Below are 16,399 nucleotides of genomic sequence, written 5' to 3' on the forward strand. Positions count from 1 at the left end.
CCGGCGTCCGCACATGTCACCGTGCAGCCGAAATCAGCCACTGCCGGCAGCTACACCACTGTGTCGTTCAAGGTTCCGACCGAACGGGACGACGCGTCCACGACCAAGCTGGAAGTGCAGTTCCCGACCGACACCCCAATCAGCTCGGTGTCGATCGAGCCGCACCCGGGCTGGAGCTACGAGGTTGCGAAGACCAAGCTGGCCCAACCGATCAAGAGCGACGACGGATCCATCTCCGAGGTGATCGCTCAGATCACCTGGATCGCGTCCTCCGCTGACACGGCGATCAAGCCGGGCGAGTTCGCCGTGTTCAACGTCTCGGCCGGACCGCTGCCCGACAAGGCAGGCACGCTCGCGTTCAAGACCCTGCAGACCTACAGCAACGGCGAGGTCGTGCGCTGGATCGACGTGGCGCAGCCGGGTCAGAACGAACCCGAGCACCCGGCACCGGTGCTGACCCTCACCGCGGCAGGCTCCGACAACACGGCTTCGCATGGTGCCTCGGCGGCCGGCGCATCCCCCGCAGCCGGCACCGCAGCCCTGATCAACACGGCGTCGAACAGCACGGACAACTCCGACGGTACAGCCCGTGGACTGGGCATCGCGGGCCTGGTCGTCGGTCTGATCGGGATCGGGATCGGCGCGGTCGCTCTGCTCGGCAGGCGCCGCCGCGGCACGCCTGTCTCCTGATCATCGGTGGACCGGAGGTGGCGCGAAAAAACTCTCGCGCCACCTTCGGCCATACCCCTGACAGCCTCCGGTAGCGCGAAAAAACTCTCGCGCCACCTTCGGCCATACCCCCTGACCGTCGTCGCAGGTACTCGTCCCGGCCGGTAGCGTCGAGAGCGTGGCGCGGATCACCCACCTGTACCGGTATCCGATCAAGGGTCTGTCGGCCGAACCACTGGACGCGGTGACGCTGTCCGCGGGCGAAGGCGTCCCTATGGACCGTGTGTACGCGCTGGCAAGGCCCGAGACCGTTTTCGACGATGCGCATCCACAGCCGTTGCCGAAGACCCGCTTCCTGATGCTCGCGAAGGACGAGGAGCTGGCACGCGTGGTGAGCCGGTACGACGTCGCCAGCGGACTACTCACCCTCGAGCACCCCGCTGGGAGGCTGGTCGCCGACCTGGGCAGCGCGCAGGACCGGGCTGCTGTGGAGGACTACTTCGCGACATTGCTCGCGGACACACTGGAGGGAGACCGGCCACGGCTGGTGACCGGATCCGACGGCCACCGGTTCACCGACGTCGCTGTCGTCTCCACTGAGATGATGCGGGCCGTCTCGATCATCAACATGGCGTCCGTTCGTGATCTCCAGGAGCGTCTGGGAACGCACGTCCACCACCTGCGGTTCCGGGCCAACATCTATGTGGACGATGTCGACGCCTGGTCGGAACTGGACTGGGTGGGACGTGAGATCCATCTCGGGAAGGTGCGCGCCGAGGTGCTCGTGCCCACCGCCAGGTGCGCCGCGACCACTGTCAACCCGCGGACGGGGAAGCGTGACATCAGGATTCCGAAGGAGCTGCAAGCCCACTACGGGCACATCAACTGCGGGGTGTACGTCGCCATCCGGTCCGACGGCATGATCAGAACTGGAGATTCTGTTACTTTGGGCGACATATAAACCGACGTACAGTCACAAAACAGTTTCTAGTGATCTACAAAGGTCGGACGAACAAACTGCGGTCCCCGCAACAACAGACACCCCCATGCCGCACCGCCGCCAGGGACACGGCATGCCCCTGTATGCCCTTGATGAATAGACACACCCGCATGCACTGCTGAAGATCCATCCGGGACGCTTTAGGCTTCTGGTCCTGTGAGCCCCGTCCTCGCGTCAAGCCGAGCCGGGAACTTCGTCCGCGCGCTGCTGACCATCCTGGTGATGGCGCTGCTGTTCCGCGAGATATACCTGTTGTGGTTCTTCCACACCCCCGCGTGGACGAGCAGACCAAAGGAGATCCGCTGGTGTGGGTCGTGGTATCAGCGGATCAACGATCGCGACCGGACCCTGGCGGAGGCCCGCGCAATCGTCGGTGGCTCCCTCGTCCAGGTATCCCGTCTGCCCGTGTGGAAGCCGATCGTCGCCTACAAACCGTCCGATGACTGTCCGTCATATATCTTCGGCAAAGTCGGCGATGACGACTTCACCACCTATCTGATCAGCGGGGACTAGCCCCCAGCCGGGAACCGGCTATGCTCGCCGGGTCCACCCCCTGCTGAGGCTGCTGCAGAACGTGTACCCGGGCGTGAATCGAGTTGCGCTGCTGCAACGCGGCACGAACGGCCCGATGCAGCCCATCCTCCAGGTAGAGCGTGTTGTCCCAGTCGACGACGTGGGGAAACAGATCTCCGTAGAAGGTCGAGTCCTCGTCGAGCAGGACGTCCAGCGCGAGCACCCGCTTGGTTGTGACCAGTTGGTCCAACCTGACCTGGCGCGGCGGAATCGCCGCCCACTCCCGCTGGCTCAACCCGTGGTCGGGATACGGGCGACCATCACCCACCCACTTGAAGATCACCCAGCACCTCCTCGCCGAGGCCGCAACGTCGCGGAACACCTGACGGCCAACTGACCAAAGGCCGCGTTATCATCTTCCTTCTCGCGCGACCAGAGGCCCCCAGGGGACGCTGGAGGCCTCCGCCAACCCAGCAGATCGTGACTGCCCTCTACGGTAGTTGTTCACACATTGTTTTGGATCGACAGTGTCATCCGAAGCATCATCCAAACTCAACACTTTACGTATCATAGCCAACCAGAAACTGCTCATCATCGGGGTCGAACGGCGCCGGTCGGCACCGCCCTCGCGGTGGCCCGGGGAGCCAGGCCTCCCGAACCTCTCAGATCGGCTTCCGGATCTCGGGTCCAGTAGGAACCCCGGGCGCAAGAGGAACGTCATCGCGCCGCCTTTGACCCCTAGCACTCCAGGGATTCAGGGCCTCCGGCAGCGCGAAAGGAACATCATCGCGCCGCCTTTGGCCTGCCAGCGACCCGCATCGCGGGCATCATCCGGGCGCATCCGTCGCCTCTATGAAGCTTTCAGTGGGTTTGTCAACGTGACCAGCATGACCTGATGTGATCTTTCGTGATCCGATGTCGTTCCATTGCGTGCAAACTGAAGATTAATTAGGTTATCCCTACCTAAGAGAAGGTAGCCATACCTTAGCGGATGGTATCGTGACGACACCAACACCGGTCGAGAGCGCGGGTCGACATCCATGGATCACAGGGCGAACGCCTCGTCCTGTCCGGTTCCCTGCGCGTCGTTCCCGGCCCGACGGCGGACGTCATCGCGCGGCTGGCCAGCCCGGGTTGCACGGCGCCGCGTCCGCCCATCGGCCCGTCCGGGCAGGAGCAGGATCTCGTCGCGATCGCGATGGTCGTCGCCGAAGTCGTCCTTTACATGCTCACCCCCACGGATCCCGGCACCGCGGCAACCCGAACGTCGACGGATCGTGGTGACCCGAGGTCGACCGGCCTCCCCGGGACGCCGCCGGAGGCAACCACCGCGCCCACGACAAAGGGCAGCCAACGGACACCGCAGGCCGCACGTGGACGCGACCACGTGCGCATACGGACCACCGAGAGTTCCGGGACCCGCATCGACCTGGTCGCCTACGCCCTGGCCGAGCCGGACCTCATAGCGGCCTACGCACCCGACCTGGTGACACATCTCAACACGGTCCACGCCGAACAGATCCGCCGACTCGCCGAGTACGCGGTCGCCGTCGATCCCGACCAGGACGACGGTACGTGGCGGTCACCCGGTCCCAGACCTGCGAGGATAGTGCGGTCAGCCCGCGCACAGGAACTCGCCGGCACACAGATCACCCGGCTCGATCACCGCGGCCTGGACATGTGGCGGATAGGACCCTCCGGAGCCGAGGAAATCCACCTCCCGTTCCGGGCACCACTGCGCGAGCCACGCGCGCTCGGCAGGGAAATCCGCTGGCTGCTCGGGCTTATCTGAGCCCTGCGCAGGACGGCTCGGCCGCTTCCGGCGGGCCGTCCCGCGCAGGGCGGTTGCCCGCACGGTTCCCACAGGCCAACAGTTACCCACAGGTCAGTTGTCCACCAATCATCCGCAGGTCGATCGGCTACAGGTCGGTTGTCCACAGACCTGGCCACCGAAGGGCCCTGGGCCCGGATCTGTCCGCATAATCGGGATCGCGTACCGTCGTCGCACACATGCGGGAGGTCCGGATGCTCCACCGGATGAGAACCCGGCTGACGCCGGTCACCACCCTCACCATTCTGATCGGCGTAATCACCCTGTTCGTCATGGGCTGCTCCGGCTCGCATGACACACCTGCCCCCGGTGACCGGTCTACGGCCCCCGGGCCCGCCAGCACGACACAGGCGAACCGGACGGTTGCCGTAGACGTCCCCGCAGCCAGCCGGACGACCAGTTTCCGCGCGCCTGGCAGCGCACCGGGGACCATCGACGTCGGCTTCGTCGACCTGAAGGTGGACGGACGCCTCACCACTCTCACCGTGGTGTGGACACCGAAATACACCGACGCCCCGCGGGACAAGGAGATCTCGGTCTTCGACATGTTCGGGGCGCACAGCCCGGCGGTCACCCTCGTCGACAGCGTCAACCTGAAGCGCTATGTCATCGTCCAGGACAGCCGCAACATCGAACTCGGCGCGAGCGGTCCCAGGACGAAGACCGTCAACAACACCCCGGTCAGCGCCTCGTACACCTTTGCCGCTCCACCTGCGGACGTACGGACACTCGACGTCTACGCCGACGACCGGCTGCTGTTCGACGACGTCCCGGTCGGCCGGTGATCCCTGTGGGGACCCTCATCCGTGGCGTCACCGTACGGCCTGGTCCCGCCCTGACGGGTCTCGGCGTGGCCGTCCTGACTGTGGTCACCGCCGCCGTCTCGTGGGTGTGTGTGCCGACAGCCCGCGCCGCGACAGAAGCTCCGGAAACTTCACCCACAGTGACCGAACAGGCGATCATCGAATCGATCAGGGAAATTGATCCGGCGGCCGCGATCCGGCCGATCGACGTCGAACGGGCAGTTGTCGCGCTCCGTACCGAACGGCATGACGGCTCCGGCGTGGCCGTGACGATCAGTTCGGACGTGCTCTTCGCGTTCGACTCGGCCGACCTGACAGAGGTGGCCCGTGGCCAGCTCGCCGGCATCGCGGAGAAGATCAGCAAGGCGACCGGCACGATTGGCGTCAACGGTTACACCGACAGCACCGGCACGCCCGCATACAACGTGATCTTGTCCCAACGACGGGCGAACGCCGTCGCGGACCTGCTGCGTCCGAAAGCCCCGCCCGCTGTTCTCGTCTCGGCGACCGGGCACGGCGCCGCCAACCCGGTTGCGCCGAACACCAACCCGGACGGCTCGGACAACAGCGCCGGCCGTGGCCAGAACCGGCGGGTCAGCATCACCTACCGCACATCGTGATCCATGCCAGGCAGACCGCTACCCGGTAGCGGTCGCACGGGCATGACATTCAAACGTGGATCGCATCAGCCTGCGCAGGTGAGATGGCCGGCGGAGTCACCGCCCACAATGCCGGACGCGTCCGGTAGCCGTACCGTCTCGAAGCATGACCGAGGCAACGCGGTGGCTGCCGAGCTCAACATTCAAGAAATCGAATACAAGGGCGGTAAACGTTGCAAAGCAGGACGCGACCGCGTCCTCTCGGCGGTCAACCCGACCAGGCGATCCCGATGATTCGGCCGGATCGAATCCGGTCGGATCAAATACGATCGAATCGGGTGAAACACCTGAAACGTCCCCAGCCGTCATTTTCGACCGGGCTACGGTCGCCTACGGCCGGGTTCCGGTGCTGGAGGACGTCCATGGAACGGTCGAAATCGGCCGTACCGCGGCCGTCATCGGTCCGAACGGCGCCGGAAAGTCGACGCTGATAAAAGCGGTTCTCGGGCTTGCCCCGGTGGTGAGCGGATCGGTGACAGTGCTCGGCCGGCCACCGATGCAGGCTCGCCGCTGGGTCGCCTACGTCCCGCAGGTCGACGCCCTGGGACCTGAACTCCGTGTAACCGTCGCCCAGGTCGTTCTCATGGGTCGTTACCGGTCGGTCGGCTGGGTGCGGCGACCCACCTTCACAGACCGGACGATTGCGGCGCGTGCCCTGGAAACGGTTGGGCTCACCCACCATGCCCGTGACCGGTTCGAGACGCTGTCCGGTGGACAGCGTCAGCGGGTGCTCCTCGCTCGTGCCATCGCCCAGCAACCACACCTCCTGCTGCTCGACGAGCCGTTCGACGGCGTGGACATAATGTCCCAGCAGGCGTTGCTGTCCGCGCTCACAACCGTGCGGTCGGGGGGCACCAGCGTCGTGATATCCACCCACGACCTCGCGCTGGCCCACCTGACCTGCGACAGCGTCTGGCTACTCAACCGTCACCAGTTCGGTTTCGGACCGGCAGCCTCCACCCTCACCCCGGAGAAACTGCGCGCCGCCTACCAGGGCAACGCCCCGCACCACCTCCCGCGGCACCGCGCCGAGTAGCCAGCGGACATGGGCCTCCCGGACCTCTGGGCGACCCGGGAACGTAGACCTCCCGGACCTCCCGGACCTCCCGGATCGGCTGCCGGACGGGAGAAGAATGATCCCGTCGCTATGGTCCTTTAAGTCCTGTGCCATGCGTGCGGAACATACTCAGCATGTGGCCCACTCGTCATGGGCGAGAAAACCCGGTGGACGGTGCACCTACCCTTGGCTCATGGAGTTCACCCAGTCCGATAAACTCACCGGGGTCTGTTACGACGTCCGGGGCCCCGTCCTGGACCAGGCGACGAAGCTGGAAGCAGCTGGTCAACGCATCCTCAAGCTGAACATCGGCAACCCCGCGCCGTTCGGTTTCTGTGCGCCGCCGGCGGTCCTTGAGGCAGTGGTGAACAGCCTCGCCGAGGCCCAGGGGTACAGCGACTCCAAGGGTCTGGCATCCGCACGCGCGGCCGTGGTCCGGTACTCGAGCGGAAAGGGCATCACCGGCATCGACACCGACTGTGTCTACCTCGGCAACGGCGTCTCGGAACTGATCATGATGTCGCTGCAGGCGCTCCTCAACGACGGCGACGAGGTGCTGCTCCCGGCGCCGGACTACCCGCTGTGGACGGCCGTGGTCAGCCTGTGCGGCGGGCGGCCCGTCCACTACATGTGCGACGAGTCGGCCGACTGGATGCCGGACCTGGGCGATATCGCCGCCAAAATCACCGCGCGGACCCGCGCGATCGTAGTGATCAACCCGAACAACCCGACCGGCGCGGTCTACGACCGCGAGGTTCTCGAAGGCATCATCGAACTCGCCCGCCAGCACAACCTGATGATCTTTTCGGACGAGATCTACGACCGGATCCTGTACGACGACGCCGAGCACGTCTCCACCGCGGCCCTTGCCCCGGACGTCGTGTGTGTGACGTTCAACGGGCTGTCCAAGGCGTACCGCCTGGCCGGCTTCCGCTCCGGCTGGATGGTGTTGTCGGGCCCGCGCATGCATGCGTCCAGCTATGTCGAGGGGCTCAACATCCTGGCCAACATGCGGCTGTGCGCCAACGTCCCGGGCCAGTTCGCCATGCGGGCCGCGCTCGAGGACGACAACGGCGCGGGTGACCTCGTCCTGCCCGGTGGCCGGCTGCACGAGCAGCGGGACGTGGTGTGGAAGCTACTCAACGACATTCCGGGTGTGTCCTGTGTGAAGCCGCGGGGTGCGCTGTACGCGTTCCCACGTCTCGACCCGGACGTCCACCCGATCGCCGACGACGAACGGCTTGTCCTGGACCTGCTTCTCGCCGAAAAAATCATGGTTGTGCAGGGCACCGGTTTCAACTGGCCACAACCCGACCATCTCCGGATCGTCACGCTGCCGAACGTGGACGACCTCACCGATGCCGTGGGCCGCATCAGCAGGTTCCTCGCGACCTACGTCCAGAGCTGACGGCCGTCGAGGGCTGACGGCGTACCGGACTGACCGATCCACGGGACGCTTTCCGGGATCCGGCCGCAGAACCGGCTCCGCCCGGTTCGATCACCATTGCGAGGTGTCGCACCCCTTGGCAGCAACAGAGGCCCGTCGTCCGGGGCCCCGGCCGTCGTACGGTGAGAGAGTGGAGGCTGTGTCCAGTGCCGAATCCAGTCGAGCCGCCCCCACCGCGGCGGCACCGTCACGAGCCGCATCCGCGCCGGATCCGTCCCCGGGTGGGCCGGGCGGCGGCCGCCGGGCTGCGCTCGGACGCGGAACCACCGTACGGGCCACCCGCCAAGGGGACGCCGTCTGCGCCGCACTGGCCGAGATCGACGCGTTCACCAGCGCCCAGGACCTGCACGCCCACCTGCGCGACATGGGCCAGGCTGTCGGTCTCACCACTGTCTACCGGCACCTGCAGGTCCTCGCCGACCGGGGCGAGGTCGACGTACTGCGCCGCGACGACGGTGAGACCGTCTACCGTCGCTGCGCGACCGACAACCATCACCATCACCTGGTCTGCCGGCACTGCGGACGGACCGTCGAGGTCGAAGGACCCGAGATCGAGGCGTGGACCGACCGCGTCGCCGCGGCCGCCGGCTTCACCGACGTCGCCCACACCCTCGAAATCTATGGCACCTGCACCCACTGCACCGCCGCGACCACCCCGAGCTGACAGCGCCGATCCGAGCTGACCAGCGCCGACTAACGGTACCGGCGGGACCAGACGCGCTGGAAGTACCGGGACACCGGAAGTACCGGGACACCGGAAGTACCGGGAACAGCATCCGAGAGACCGGGACGCCGGACAGGTCCGGTGAGTCCCTGACAAGTCCCGTGACAGGTTCCGTGAACAGCCTGGAACACCTCGACACAACCCGGTCAGTTCCGGCGCCCGGTGTGGGCCGGGACGCGTGGCGGCGGCCCGGCCGCCAGTTCCGCGCACGCCCGCAGACGATGCCATTCCGCTCGGGCCGCGGACGCCCCGGTGCCGGCAAGCGGCTGCGGCACCCCGCCGACGATCCGTGCCGGGGTCCATTCCGCCGCCGTGATCGCACGTCCGGCAACCGTCAGGGTGAGGACCCCCGAGGCGGTGTTCGGACCGTTCCCGGACGAATAGAAGGCGAAGTTGCCCAGACCGTAGTCGACGTAGGCACCACCGGGCTGCCAGCCGCCGCCGAGCAGCACATGCGCGTGCGCCCCGACCACGACATCGGCGCCGGCCGCGACGAGCTGCGGCACCAGCGACTGCTGCGCCTGCGTCGGGCAGGACTGGCGTTCCACCCCCCAGTGCAGGTAGACGATCACGGTGTCGCTGTCCTGACGGGCGGCGCGCACAGCCTTCAGCAATCGGGGAACGTTCTTCGCACTCGCAAGCCCGGGTTTGCCCGGCCCGGAGGTCCAGGCCGACATCAGCTCGTCGTCGATCACCTGGGTGGCGCCGACGATGGCGATCCGCTGGCCGTGCACGGTCACCCGTGCGGGGGCGTACGCAGCCGTGTCGTCCGTGCCGATTCCGACGACGGGGAAGCTGGCTGCTCGGGCGCCGGCAAGGGTGTCGTACAGACCATCCAGGCCGTAGTCCATGCCGTGGTTGTTCGCCAGGGTGGCGATGTCGATCCCCGCGGTCTGCAGGGCGTTGAACGCCGACGGCGGAGCCCGGAAGACGTATTTCTTGTCCGTCGGCGTACCGCGGGTGGTCACAGCCGTTTCCAGGTTGACCATTGCCAGATCGGCTCGTCCGAGCGTCTGGGCGATCGACCCGAACATGCTGCGTGGATCGGCGGCCAGCCGCTCGCCTACGCTGCCCTCGAAGTGCACGTCCCCGCCGAAGGCTATCGTCACCGGGGTGCCCGTCGGCACCCGCTCCCCGTCCCGGACGGGATCGGAGGCAAGGGGGTCTCCGGGAGGAGAAGACGTCACTGCAAGTGCCGGTGGCGTGGCCGAAGGGGACGTCGTCCCGATCCCCGGCTCGACAGGTACGGTGCTGGCCGGGTCCGCGGAAGGGGAGGCCGCCCCGGCGATCCGGACCGGTCCGTTCGCGGCGTCGACGCCCTGGTTGGACAGCCGGCCGGATAAGCCGCATCCGCTTAATGCGAGTCCCAGCGACATCGCCCCCGCGAGCCCGACCGTGGTGGCCAGCACCCACGGGGTGACAGCCAGCCGGCCGCCAGGATGCGAACAGCATCCCGTCCGAACAGCCTTCCATGCCATCAGAACCTCAACGCCCCCGCACCTTCGCTGTTCGTGACATGCGTGACGGTGTCAGGTTAGAGCGCTTGGGGATGACAGGCCGGCAGTACGCCGGACGCGGATCACCCGCTCGCCGGGCGGACACCGTGGTCCAGTGTCCTGCCAGGCGGCCGGAAGACGACCGGAAAACGACCGGAAAAGGTCCCGCCAAGGCCGGAAAAGGTCCTGCTGACGGCCGGGATAAGGCTAGATCCTGCCGGACGGGCCGACCAAGGCCGGGGCGAGTTCACGCCATTGCCTGCGGGGCAGGCCACGGCGATCCGGGTCGAGTACCTGGACGCACACGTGGTCGGCACCGGCGTCCAGATGCTCCTTGATCCGTCCGAGCAGGACGTCCGGGTCACCCCATGGCACGATCGTGTCGACGAGCCGGTCCGAACCCGCACCCGCGAGATCGCTGTCGGTGAAGCCGAAACGGCGCAGGTTGTTCGTGTAGTTCGGCAACCGTAGGTAGGAGCCCGTGTGCCGCCGGGCCAGTTCCCGTGCGGTCTCGGGATTGGTGTCCAGGACGAACGCCTGCTCCGGGACGAGCAGCTTGCCCGGCCCGAGGATCGCCCGCGCGCTCGAGGTGTGCTCCGGCGGCACGAAGAACGTGTGGGCGCCGTCCGCCCGGGTGCGTGCCAGCTCCAGCATCTTCGGGCCGAGCGCGGCCAGCACCCGCGTCGACGACACCGGCCGGACCGCCCGGTACTGCTCCCGGACGCTGCCGTCCATCTCATCCAGGTAGGCCCGCATCTGCGCAAGCGGCCTGCTGTACGGCACCCCGCGGATCTCCATCAGGGACGCGTGCGACACGCCCAGGCCGAGCAGGAACCGGCCCGGGAACGCCTCGGTCAGCGTCATCTGCCCGGCCATCATCGTCTGCGGATGCCGGGCAAGGACCTGCGCGATGCCGGTGGCGACGGTCAGCCGCGGCGCCGACGCGAGCATCAGCCCCGCGGTGACCAGTACCTCTCTGCCCTTGACCTCGCCGGTCCAGACCGCCGGATAGCCCAGCTCGTCGAGTTCGGCGACGGCCTCACGCACCACGGACGCCGGAGAGTAGTCGAACTGGCCGCTCCAGATCCCGACCTGGCCGAGCACCGGGCGCACGGGCGGGCCACCGGGGCGAGCCGCGGTGGCGGGCGCACCGGCAGCCGGCGCAGCAGAGCCTGACCCGGCAGGGCCCGACTCGACCGGGCCGGACCCGGTTGGAGCCGATCCGACCGGGTCCGGCTCACCGGTGGTGGACGTCTGCGCAGCTGTCACCGCACCACGCTATCCAGACCGGGGCAGGGTTGCCCGGCCGGACAGCCGGCGTCGTGCGCTCGAGCTTGCTCACCGCGTCCGGACGACTATCGTCTACTGCGCGGCGGTCCCGCCGATCTGCGCGACCGGCCGCCTCGGGCGCGTCCGGTGGATGTCGACACCGATGGAGATCCACCGGGTACACCCCATCGCGCAGGCCGCCACCGACGATCTCGGGAACGGCCGAGGACGACCGGAGGACGCCATGTCCGTTCCTGACACAGACCGCTTTGACGCCGTCGCCGCACCCGTCCCACGCGATCCAGCTGACACCGACGCCAACACCGACGCCAACACCGCACCGGTGAGGCTGCTGACACCGGACGGGCGACGACTGTCCCTGGCTGCCTACGATCCGTACGTCGCCGACCTCACCGACGCCGAGCTACTCGGGCTCCTGCGCGACATGGTGATCGTGCGCAGACTCGACGAGGAGGCGACCGCCCTGCAACGCCAGGGCGAACTCGGCCTGTGGGCGAGTCTGCGCGGGCAGGAGGCGGCTCAGGTGGGCTCCGCGCGGGGGTTGCGCGACGACGACATGGTCTTCCCGACCTATCGCGAGCACGCGGTGGCCTGGTGCCGGGGAGTCGACCCGCTGGACGTCCTCGGCCTGTTCCGCGGGGTGGCCCACGGCGGCTGGGATACGGACAGGCATGGCTTCCAGGCGTACTCGATCGTCGTGGGTTCCCAGGTCCTGCACGCAACCGGCTATGCCATGGGGATCACCCGAGAGGCCATGATGGGGGTGGGCCGCAAGGCGGTCGGGGCTGCCCGGAAGCCCACCGGTGCCGGCACTGATACCACCGCTGATGCCGGCGGTGGGGAGCTGCCGGCGACGCTGGTCTACTTTGGTGACGGAGCGTCCAGTCAGGGTGACGTCAACGAGGCGTTCAACTGGGCGGGCGTGTTCGAGGCCCCGGTGGTCTTCTTCTGTCAGAACAACCAGTGGGCGATCTCCGAGCCGACGCGGCGGCAGACCCGCGCGCCGATCTACTTCAGAGCCCGCGGATTCGGCATCGCGGGAGTCCAGGTGGACGGCAACGACGTGCTGGCGACCCTGGCCGTGACACGCTGGGCGCTGCAGGCGGCCCGCCGGGGACGACCGACCCTGGTGGAGGCGGTGACCTACCGGATGGGTGCGCACACCACCGCCGACGATCCGTCCCGTTACCGCCAGGCGCAGGAACTCGCGCGCTGGAGCGGCCGCGACCCGATCCAGCGGATGGCGGCCTACCTGCGTGGCCGTGGCATCCTGGACGACGACGCGGCCACCGCCTTGGACCGGGAAGCCGACGCGCTCGCGGCCACCGTGCGGCAACGTTGCCTGGACCTGCCCGATCCGTCCCCGCAGAGCCTGTTCGACCATGTGTACGTGCACGACACCGAGGCGCTGGTCAACGCGCGGGCTACATTCGCCGGAACCGAACAGACCGAGCCAACCCAACGAGCCGAACGACCAGCCGGGTCAGCCGGAGTGGTCCGGGCCGCCGGAGCGGTCCAGCCGGCGGTCGTCCGACCGGCGTCGACGGTCACCGCGGTGCCGGTCCCGGTCCGCAGCGCCCGAAAGGCGCTCTGACAGTGTCGTCGATGCTGACCCTGGCGAAGGCCCTCAACACGGGGCTGCGCACGGCCATGGAAGATGATCCGAAGGTCGTCGTGATGGGCGAGGACGTCGGCAAGCTCGGCGGCGTCTTCCGTATCACCGACGGGTTGCTGGCCGACTTCGGCGAGGAACGGGTGATCGACACTCCGCTTGCGGAGTCCGCGATCATCGGGACGGCGATCGGGCTGGCGATGCGCGGGTTCCGGCCGGTGTGCGAGATCCAGTTCGACGGATTCGTCTACCCCGCCTTCGATCAGATCGTCACCCAGCTGGCCAAGATGCACTACCGGACGCAGGGCCGCGTCCGCCTGCCCGTGACGGTCAGGATCCCGTTCGGCGGAGGCATCGGCGCGGTCGAGCACCACAGCGAGTCACCGGAGGCGTACTTCTGTCATACCGCCGGGCTGAAGGTGGTTACGTGCTCCAACCCGGTCGACGCCCACACGATGATCCGGCAGGCCGTCGCCACGGACGACCCGGTGATCTTTTTTGAACCCAAACGCCGCTACTGGGACAAGGCCGACGTCGAAACCGGCCTGCCGCTGTCGGCGGCCATCCCGCTGCACGTCAGCCAGGTCGTGCGCACCGGGGACGACGCAACGCTGGTCGCCTACGGCCCGATGGTGCGGACCTGCCTGGACGCGGCCACCGTCATGGCCGAGGAGGGTCGCGAACTCGAGGTGATCGACCTGCGCACGCTGTCCCCGCTCGATCTGTCTCCCGTGCTCACGTCCGTACGGCGGACCGGCCGGCTGGTGGTGGTCCATGAAGCCCCGTCGAACGTGTCCCTGTCCGCGGAGATCGCCGCACGAGTCACCGAGACCGCGTTCTACTCACTGGAAGCTCCAGTACTACGTGTTACAGGATACGACACTCCGTATCCACCATCCCGCTTGGAGGAGCACTACCTGCCGGACGTCGACCGGGTGCTGGACGCCGTGGACCGATCCTTCAAGTACTGACCGATATAAGCCCGATACCGATTTCGGACATCCCTGTATCGCCGTCGGAGTTTCCGGGCCGACCGGTACCAAGTCGCCGCCGGCCGAAGTTCCCGGTCAGCGGAGGCCGAAGGCCGCACGATCATGCTTCTTTCGCGCCTGGGGTTCCTGGGTCGCCAGTTGGAGGTCACCGTGCCACGTGAGCAGTTCCGGCTCCCCGACCTGGGCGAGGGTCTGCCGGACGCCGAGATCGTCCGATGGCTGGTGGAGGTGGGCGAGCGCGTCACCGTCAACCAGCCGATCGTCGAGGTGGAAACCGCCAAGGCGCTGGTGGATATGCCCTCACCGTTCGCGGGCGTCCTGACCACCCGGCACGCCGAGCCGGGCGACACGGTCGAGGTGGGGCAACCGCTGATGACCATCGACACCGGCGCAGACACCGCAACGGGTGACACCCCCACCACCGACGGCACGCGCGGCCCGGAGAGCCACCGGCAGCGCGATCATGTTCCTTTCACACCCGGGTCAGATGAACAAACCGACGAACCGTCCGACGAGCGGATGCCCGTGCTGGTCGGGTACGGCCCGCGCGGCCCGTCCAGGGTGTCACGGCGGACCTCGCGCCGAGGCTCGCGCACGGACTCGACGGGCGGGACAGGTGCGACAGCCGCGGCACACACCGCCGGCCCAGCGCCCGCGGCCGGCCAGGCCCGGGCAACATCCGCCCCGACGACGGCCGGTCGGCCGGCGTCACCGGACTCGGCGCAACGACCCGGCCGGCCCGCCAGAGCCGTCGCCGTGCTCGCGAAACCACCCGTCCGCAAGCTTGCCCGTGATCTCGGTGTCGACCTGGGGACGATCGCCGGCACCGGACCACACGGGACGATCAGCCGTGCCGATGTCGAGGCGGCCCGGGTGCCCACGAACGGCCAGGACGCCGGCCGGGTCCGCCGCATCCCAGTGACGGGTGTCCGGCGAGCGATCGCGCAGGCCATGGTGGCCAGCGCGGCAAACGCGCCACAGGTCACCGAGTTCGTAAGCGTGGACGTCACCGAGACGGTGGCGGCCCGTGAGCGGCTCGCCGCGCTGTCCGAGTTCGCCGATGTCAAGGTGACCCCACTGCTGTTCGTCGCCAAGGCACTGCTGACGGCCGTCAGCCGCCAGCCAATGATCAATTCACGCTGGGAGGACGCGGTCGGCGATGCACCGACGCAGATCGTTGTCCACGAGTACGTCAATCTCGGGATCGCGGTGGCCTCGCCACGCGGACTCGTCGTACCGAATATCGCGAACGCGGACGAGATGAGTCTCGTCGAGCTCGCGCATGCGCTGCATGAACTGACCATGACCGCCCGCAGCGGAAAGAGCACACCGGAGACGCTGCGTGGTGGAACAATCACAATTACCAATATCGGGGTGTTTGGCGCCGATATCGGAACCCCGATCCTCAATCCGCCGGAAGCGGCGATCCTCGCACTCGGAGCGATCCGTCCGATGCCCTGGGTGCACCAGGGTGAACTGGCGGTCCGGACGGTGGCGCAGCTCGCTCTCACCTTCGACCACCGGATCGTCGACGGCGAGCTCGGCTCCAAGGTGCTCGCGGACGTCGCAAGGATGCTCGCCGACCCGGCCGTAACCCTCGCCTGGAACTGAAGGGCCAACGACCGAGGGGCCAACGGCAGCGCGATCATGAATTTTTCGCGCTCGGGCCTCCCGGGTCGCCATCCGATCATCGCTGAGCACCTGTTCGATAAGCACCTGTTCGAGATGCGGGTGACAGCGGTGCGGAGAGCACACCCAGGCGCCGCGAGCGATCCTCAGTCGTCCTTAGTCGTTTTTAAGTCGCCCTGTGTGACAAGCGCGGGGGTGGGCCCAGGTCTTCGACCGCATCCGCGAGAGCGGACACAACGGATCAAGCAGAAAGCCCAACCAGAGCAAAGAGCGCGGGATGGGGCGGACAACGGAGGAAGGAGCTTGCCTGGTACGGTTGCGCCTTGCTTACGGCTTCCGGTACAGCTTCCGGCACAAAGGGGTGGAACGCATGACGCGCGTGGAGGCACTACAGGCCGCCGACGAATTCGTCGCCAAGGTCCTGACCTCCGCAGGCTCCAGCGGCCGTTTCAACGGCGCCCTCAACCTCGCTGAACGGGTCGACCTGACGCTGCGGGTCGCGAGGTTCCTCCTGGAGGGACAGGGCGCCTCCGAGGCCGACGACATCCTCAAGCGGGACATGCGCAACGAACTGGACCAGGCATTCCCACCACTGCGCACGTCCTAGCGGAGTCCTGGAGGACTCACCGGCGGCACGAAAAGCATGATCGTTCCGCCGGTGAGTCCTCATACCGGCC

At 67.5% G+C, this 16,399-nt stretch carries 16 protein-coding genes; 13 read left to right on the forward strand and 3 right to left on the reverse strand.

Going from position 1 to position 16,399, the window contains the following annotated elements; all coding sequences use genetic code 11:
- The 3 genes from CV1CTNOD_RS23705 to CV1CTNOD_RS23715 form a co-directional block, all read left to right on the forward strand.
- On the forward strand, window positions 1-690 hold a 690-nt coding region (locus tag CV1CTNOD_RS23705; protein WP_242606975.1), incomplete at its 5' end, for a YcnI family copper-binding membrane protein.
- A 157-nt stretch (window positions 691-847) separates the two neighbouring features.
- On the forward strand, window positions 848-1,630 hold the full coding sequence (locus tag CV1CTNOD_RS23710) for an MOSC domain-containing protein (protein WP_131788163.1): 783 nt from the start codon (window positions 848-850) through the stop codon (window positions 1,628-1,630).
- A 195-nt stretch (window positions 1,631-1,825) separates the two neighbouring features.
- Window positions 1,826-2,182, forward strand: a complete 357-nt coding sequence (locus tag CV1CTNOD_RS23715) for a hypothetical protein (RefSeq protein WP_131788164.1) — start codon at window positions 1,826-1,828, stop codon at window positions 2,180-2,182.
- Here the strand turns inward: CV1CTNOD_RS23715 and CV1CTNOD_RS23720 are convergent.
- Window positions 2,169-2,525, reverse strand: a complete 357-nt coding sequence (locus tag CV1CTNOD_RS23720; RefSeq protein WP_131788165.1) for a type II toxin-antitoxin system VapB family antitoxin — start codon at window positions 2,523-2,525, stop codon at window positions 2,169-2,171. The two genes, CV1CTNOD_RS23715 and CV1CTNOD_RS23720, sit on opposite strands and share 14 nt — an antisense overlap.
- Before the next feature lie 855 nt (window positions 2,526-3,380).
- Between CV1CTNOD_RS23720 and CV1CTNOD_RS23725 the strand changes: the two genes are divergently transcribed.
- The 6 genes from CV1CTNOD_RS23725 to CV1CTNOD_RS23750 all read left to right on the forward strand — a co-directional run bounded on the left by CV1CTNOD_RS23725 (window position 3,381) and on the right by CV1CTNOD_RS23750 (window position 8,643).
- Window positions 3,381-3,974 (forward strand): DUF2470 domain-containing protein, encoded by a 594-nt coding sequence (locus CV1CTNOD_RS23725; RefSeq protein ID WP_131788166.1) that lies wholly within the window; start codon window positions 3,381-3,383, stop codon window positions 3,972-3,974.
- Window positions 3,975-4,219: 245 nt separating this feature from the next.
- Window positions 4,220-4,798, forward strand: a complete 579-nt coding sequence (locus CV1CTNOD_RS23730; protein ID WP_131788167.1) for a hypothetical protein — start codon at window positions 4,220-4,222, stop codon at window positions 4,796-4,798.
- Between the two features lie 65 nt (window positions 4,799-4,863).
- Window positions 4,864-5,436 carry an OmpA family protein gene (locus tag CV1CTNOD_RS23735; RefSeq protein WP_242606976.1) on the forward strand — a complete coding sequence of 191 codons (573 nt, stop codon included), beginning with the start codon at window positions 4,864-4,866 and terminating at the stop codon, window positions 5,434-5,436.
- Window positions 5,437-5,821: 385 nt separating this feature from the next.
- A complete protein-coding gene (locus CV1CTNOD_RS23740) occupies window positions 5,822-6,511 on the forward strand; it encodes a metal ABC transporter ATP-binding protein (protein WP_347402982.1) in 690 nt (229 codons plus the stop codon).
- A gap of 214 nt (window positions 6,512-6,725) precedes the next feature.
- A complete protein-coding gene (locus CV1CTNOD_RS23745; RefSeq protein WP_131788168.1) occupies window positions 6,726-7,940 on the forward strand; it encodes a pyridoxal phosphate-dependent aminotransferase in 1,215 nt (404 codons plus the stop codon).
- Window positions 7,941-8,118: 178 nt separating this feature from the next.
- Entirely contained in the window at window positions 8,119-8,643 is a 525-nt protein-coding gene (locus CV1CTNOD_RS23750) for a Fur family transcriptional regulator (protein ID WP_242606977.1), read from the forward strand.
- 206 nt (window positions 8,644-8,849) lie between these two features.
- Here CV1CTNOD_RS23750 and CV1CTNOD_RS23755 read toward each other — a convergent pair whose 3' ends face one another.
- Window positions 8,850-10,181, reverse strand: coding sequence for a CapA family protein (locus tag CV1CTNOD_RS23755; protein ID WP_242606978.1), 1,332 nt, complete (start codon window positions 10,179-10,181; stop codon window positions 8,850-8,852).
- A gap of 225 nt (window positions 10,182-10,406) precedes the next feature.
- Entirely contained in the window at window positions 10,407-11,303 is an 897-nt protein-coding gene (locus tag CV1CTNOD_RS23760) for an LLM class F420-dependent oxidoreductase (RefSeq protein ID WP_131788241.1), read from the reverse strand.
- A 409-nt stretch (window positions 11,304-11,712) separates the two neighbouring features.
- Here CV1CTNOD_RS23760 and CV1CTNOD_RS23765 point away from each other — a divergent pair, with 409 nt between their 5' ends.
- The 4 genes from CV1CTNOD_RS23765 to CV1CTNOD_RS23780 all read left to right on the forward strand — a co-directional run bounded on the left by CV1CTNOD_RS23765 (window position 11,713) and on the right by CV1CTNOD_RS23780 (window position 16,329).
- Complete coding sequence (locus tag CV1CTNOD_RS23765; protein ID WP_131788242.1) at window positions 11,713-13,083, forward strand: thiamine pyrophosphate-dependent dehydrogenase E1 component subunit alpha; 1,371 nt, start codon at window positions 11,713-11,715, stop codon at window positions 13,081-13,083.
- A gap of 11 nt (window positions 13,084-13,094) precedes the next feature.
- Window positions 13,095-14,072: an alpha-ketoacid dehydrogenase subunit beta gene (locus CV1CTNOD_RS23770; RefSeq protein ID WP_131788169.1), complete on the forward strand. Its 978-nt coding sequence runs from the start codon at window positions 13,095-13,097 to the stop codon at window positions 14,070-14,072.
- Window positions 14,073-14,195: 123 nt separating this feature from the next.
- Window positions 14,196-15,704: a dihydrolipoamide acetyltransferase family protein gene (locus tag CV1CTNOD_RS23775; RefSeq protein ID WP_347402983.1), complete on the forward strand. Its 1,509-nt coding sequence runs from the start codon at window positions 14,196-14,198 to the stop codon at window positions 15,702-15,704.
- 388 nt (window positions 15,705-16,092) lie between these two features.
- Window positions 16,093-16,329, forward strand: coding sequence for a hypothetical protein (locus CV1CTNOD_RS23780; RefSeq protein WP_131768907.1), 237 nt, complete (start codon window positions 16,093-16,095; stop codon window positions 16,327-16,329).
- Window positions 16,330-16,399 lie beyond the last annotated feature (70 nt).

Source organism: Protofrankia symbiont of Coriaria ruscifolia, from assembly GCF_900634745.1.
Taxonomy (GTDB): Bacteria; Actinomycetota; Actinomycetes; order Frankiales; family Frankiaceae; genus Protofrankia; species Protofrankia californiensis.

What these genes read in the sequence shown, in the direction of transcription:
- CV1CTNOD_RS23745 (WP_131788168.1), top strand. Translation starts at nt 6,726, where the DNA reads ATGGAGTTCACCCAGTCCGATAAACTCACCGGGGTCTGTTACGACGTC.
- CV1CTNOD_RS23780 (WP_131768907.1), top strand. Translation starts at nt 16,093, where the DNA reads ATGACGCGCGTGGAGGCACTACAGGCCGCCGACGAATTCGTCGCCAAG.
- CV1CTNOD_RS23730 (WP_131788167.1), top strand. Translation starts at nt 4,220, where the DNA reads ATGAGAACCCGGCTGACGCCGGTCACCACCCTCACCATTCTGATCGGC.
- CV1CTNOD_RS23755 (WP_242606978.1), bottom strand. Translation starts at nt 10,181, where the DNA reads ATGGCATGGAAGGCTGTTCGGACGGGATGCTGTTCGCATCCTGGCGGC.
- CV1CTNOD_RS23725 (WP_131788166.1), top strand. Translation starts at nt 3,381, where the DNA reads ATGGTCGTCGCCGAAGTCGTCCTTTACATGCTCACCCCCACGGATCCC.
- CV1CTNOD_RS23775 (WP_347402983.1), top strand. Translation starts at nt 14,196, where the DNA reads ATGCTTCTTTCGCGCCTGGGGTTCCTGGGTCGCCAGTTGGAGGTCACC.
- CV1CTNOD_RS23765 (WP_131788242.1), top strand. Translation starts at nt 11,713, where the DNA reads ATGTCCGTTCCTGACACAGACCGCTTTGACGCCGTCGCCGCACCCGTC.
- CV1CTNOD_RS23770 (WP_131788169.1), top strand. Translation starts at nt 13,095, where the DNA reads ATGCTGACCCTGGCGAAGGCCCTCAACACGGGGCTGCGCACGGCCATG.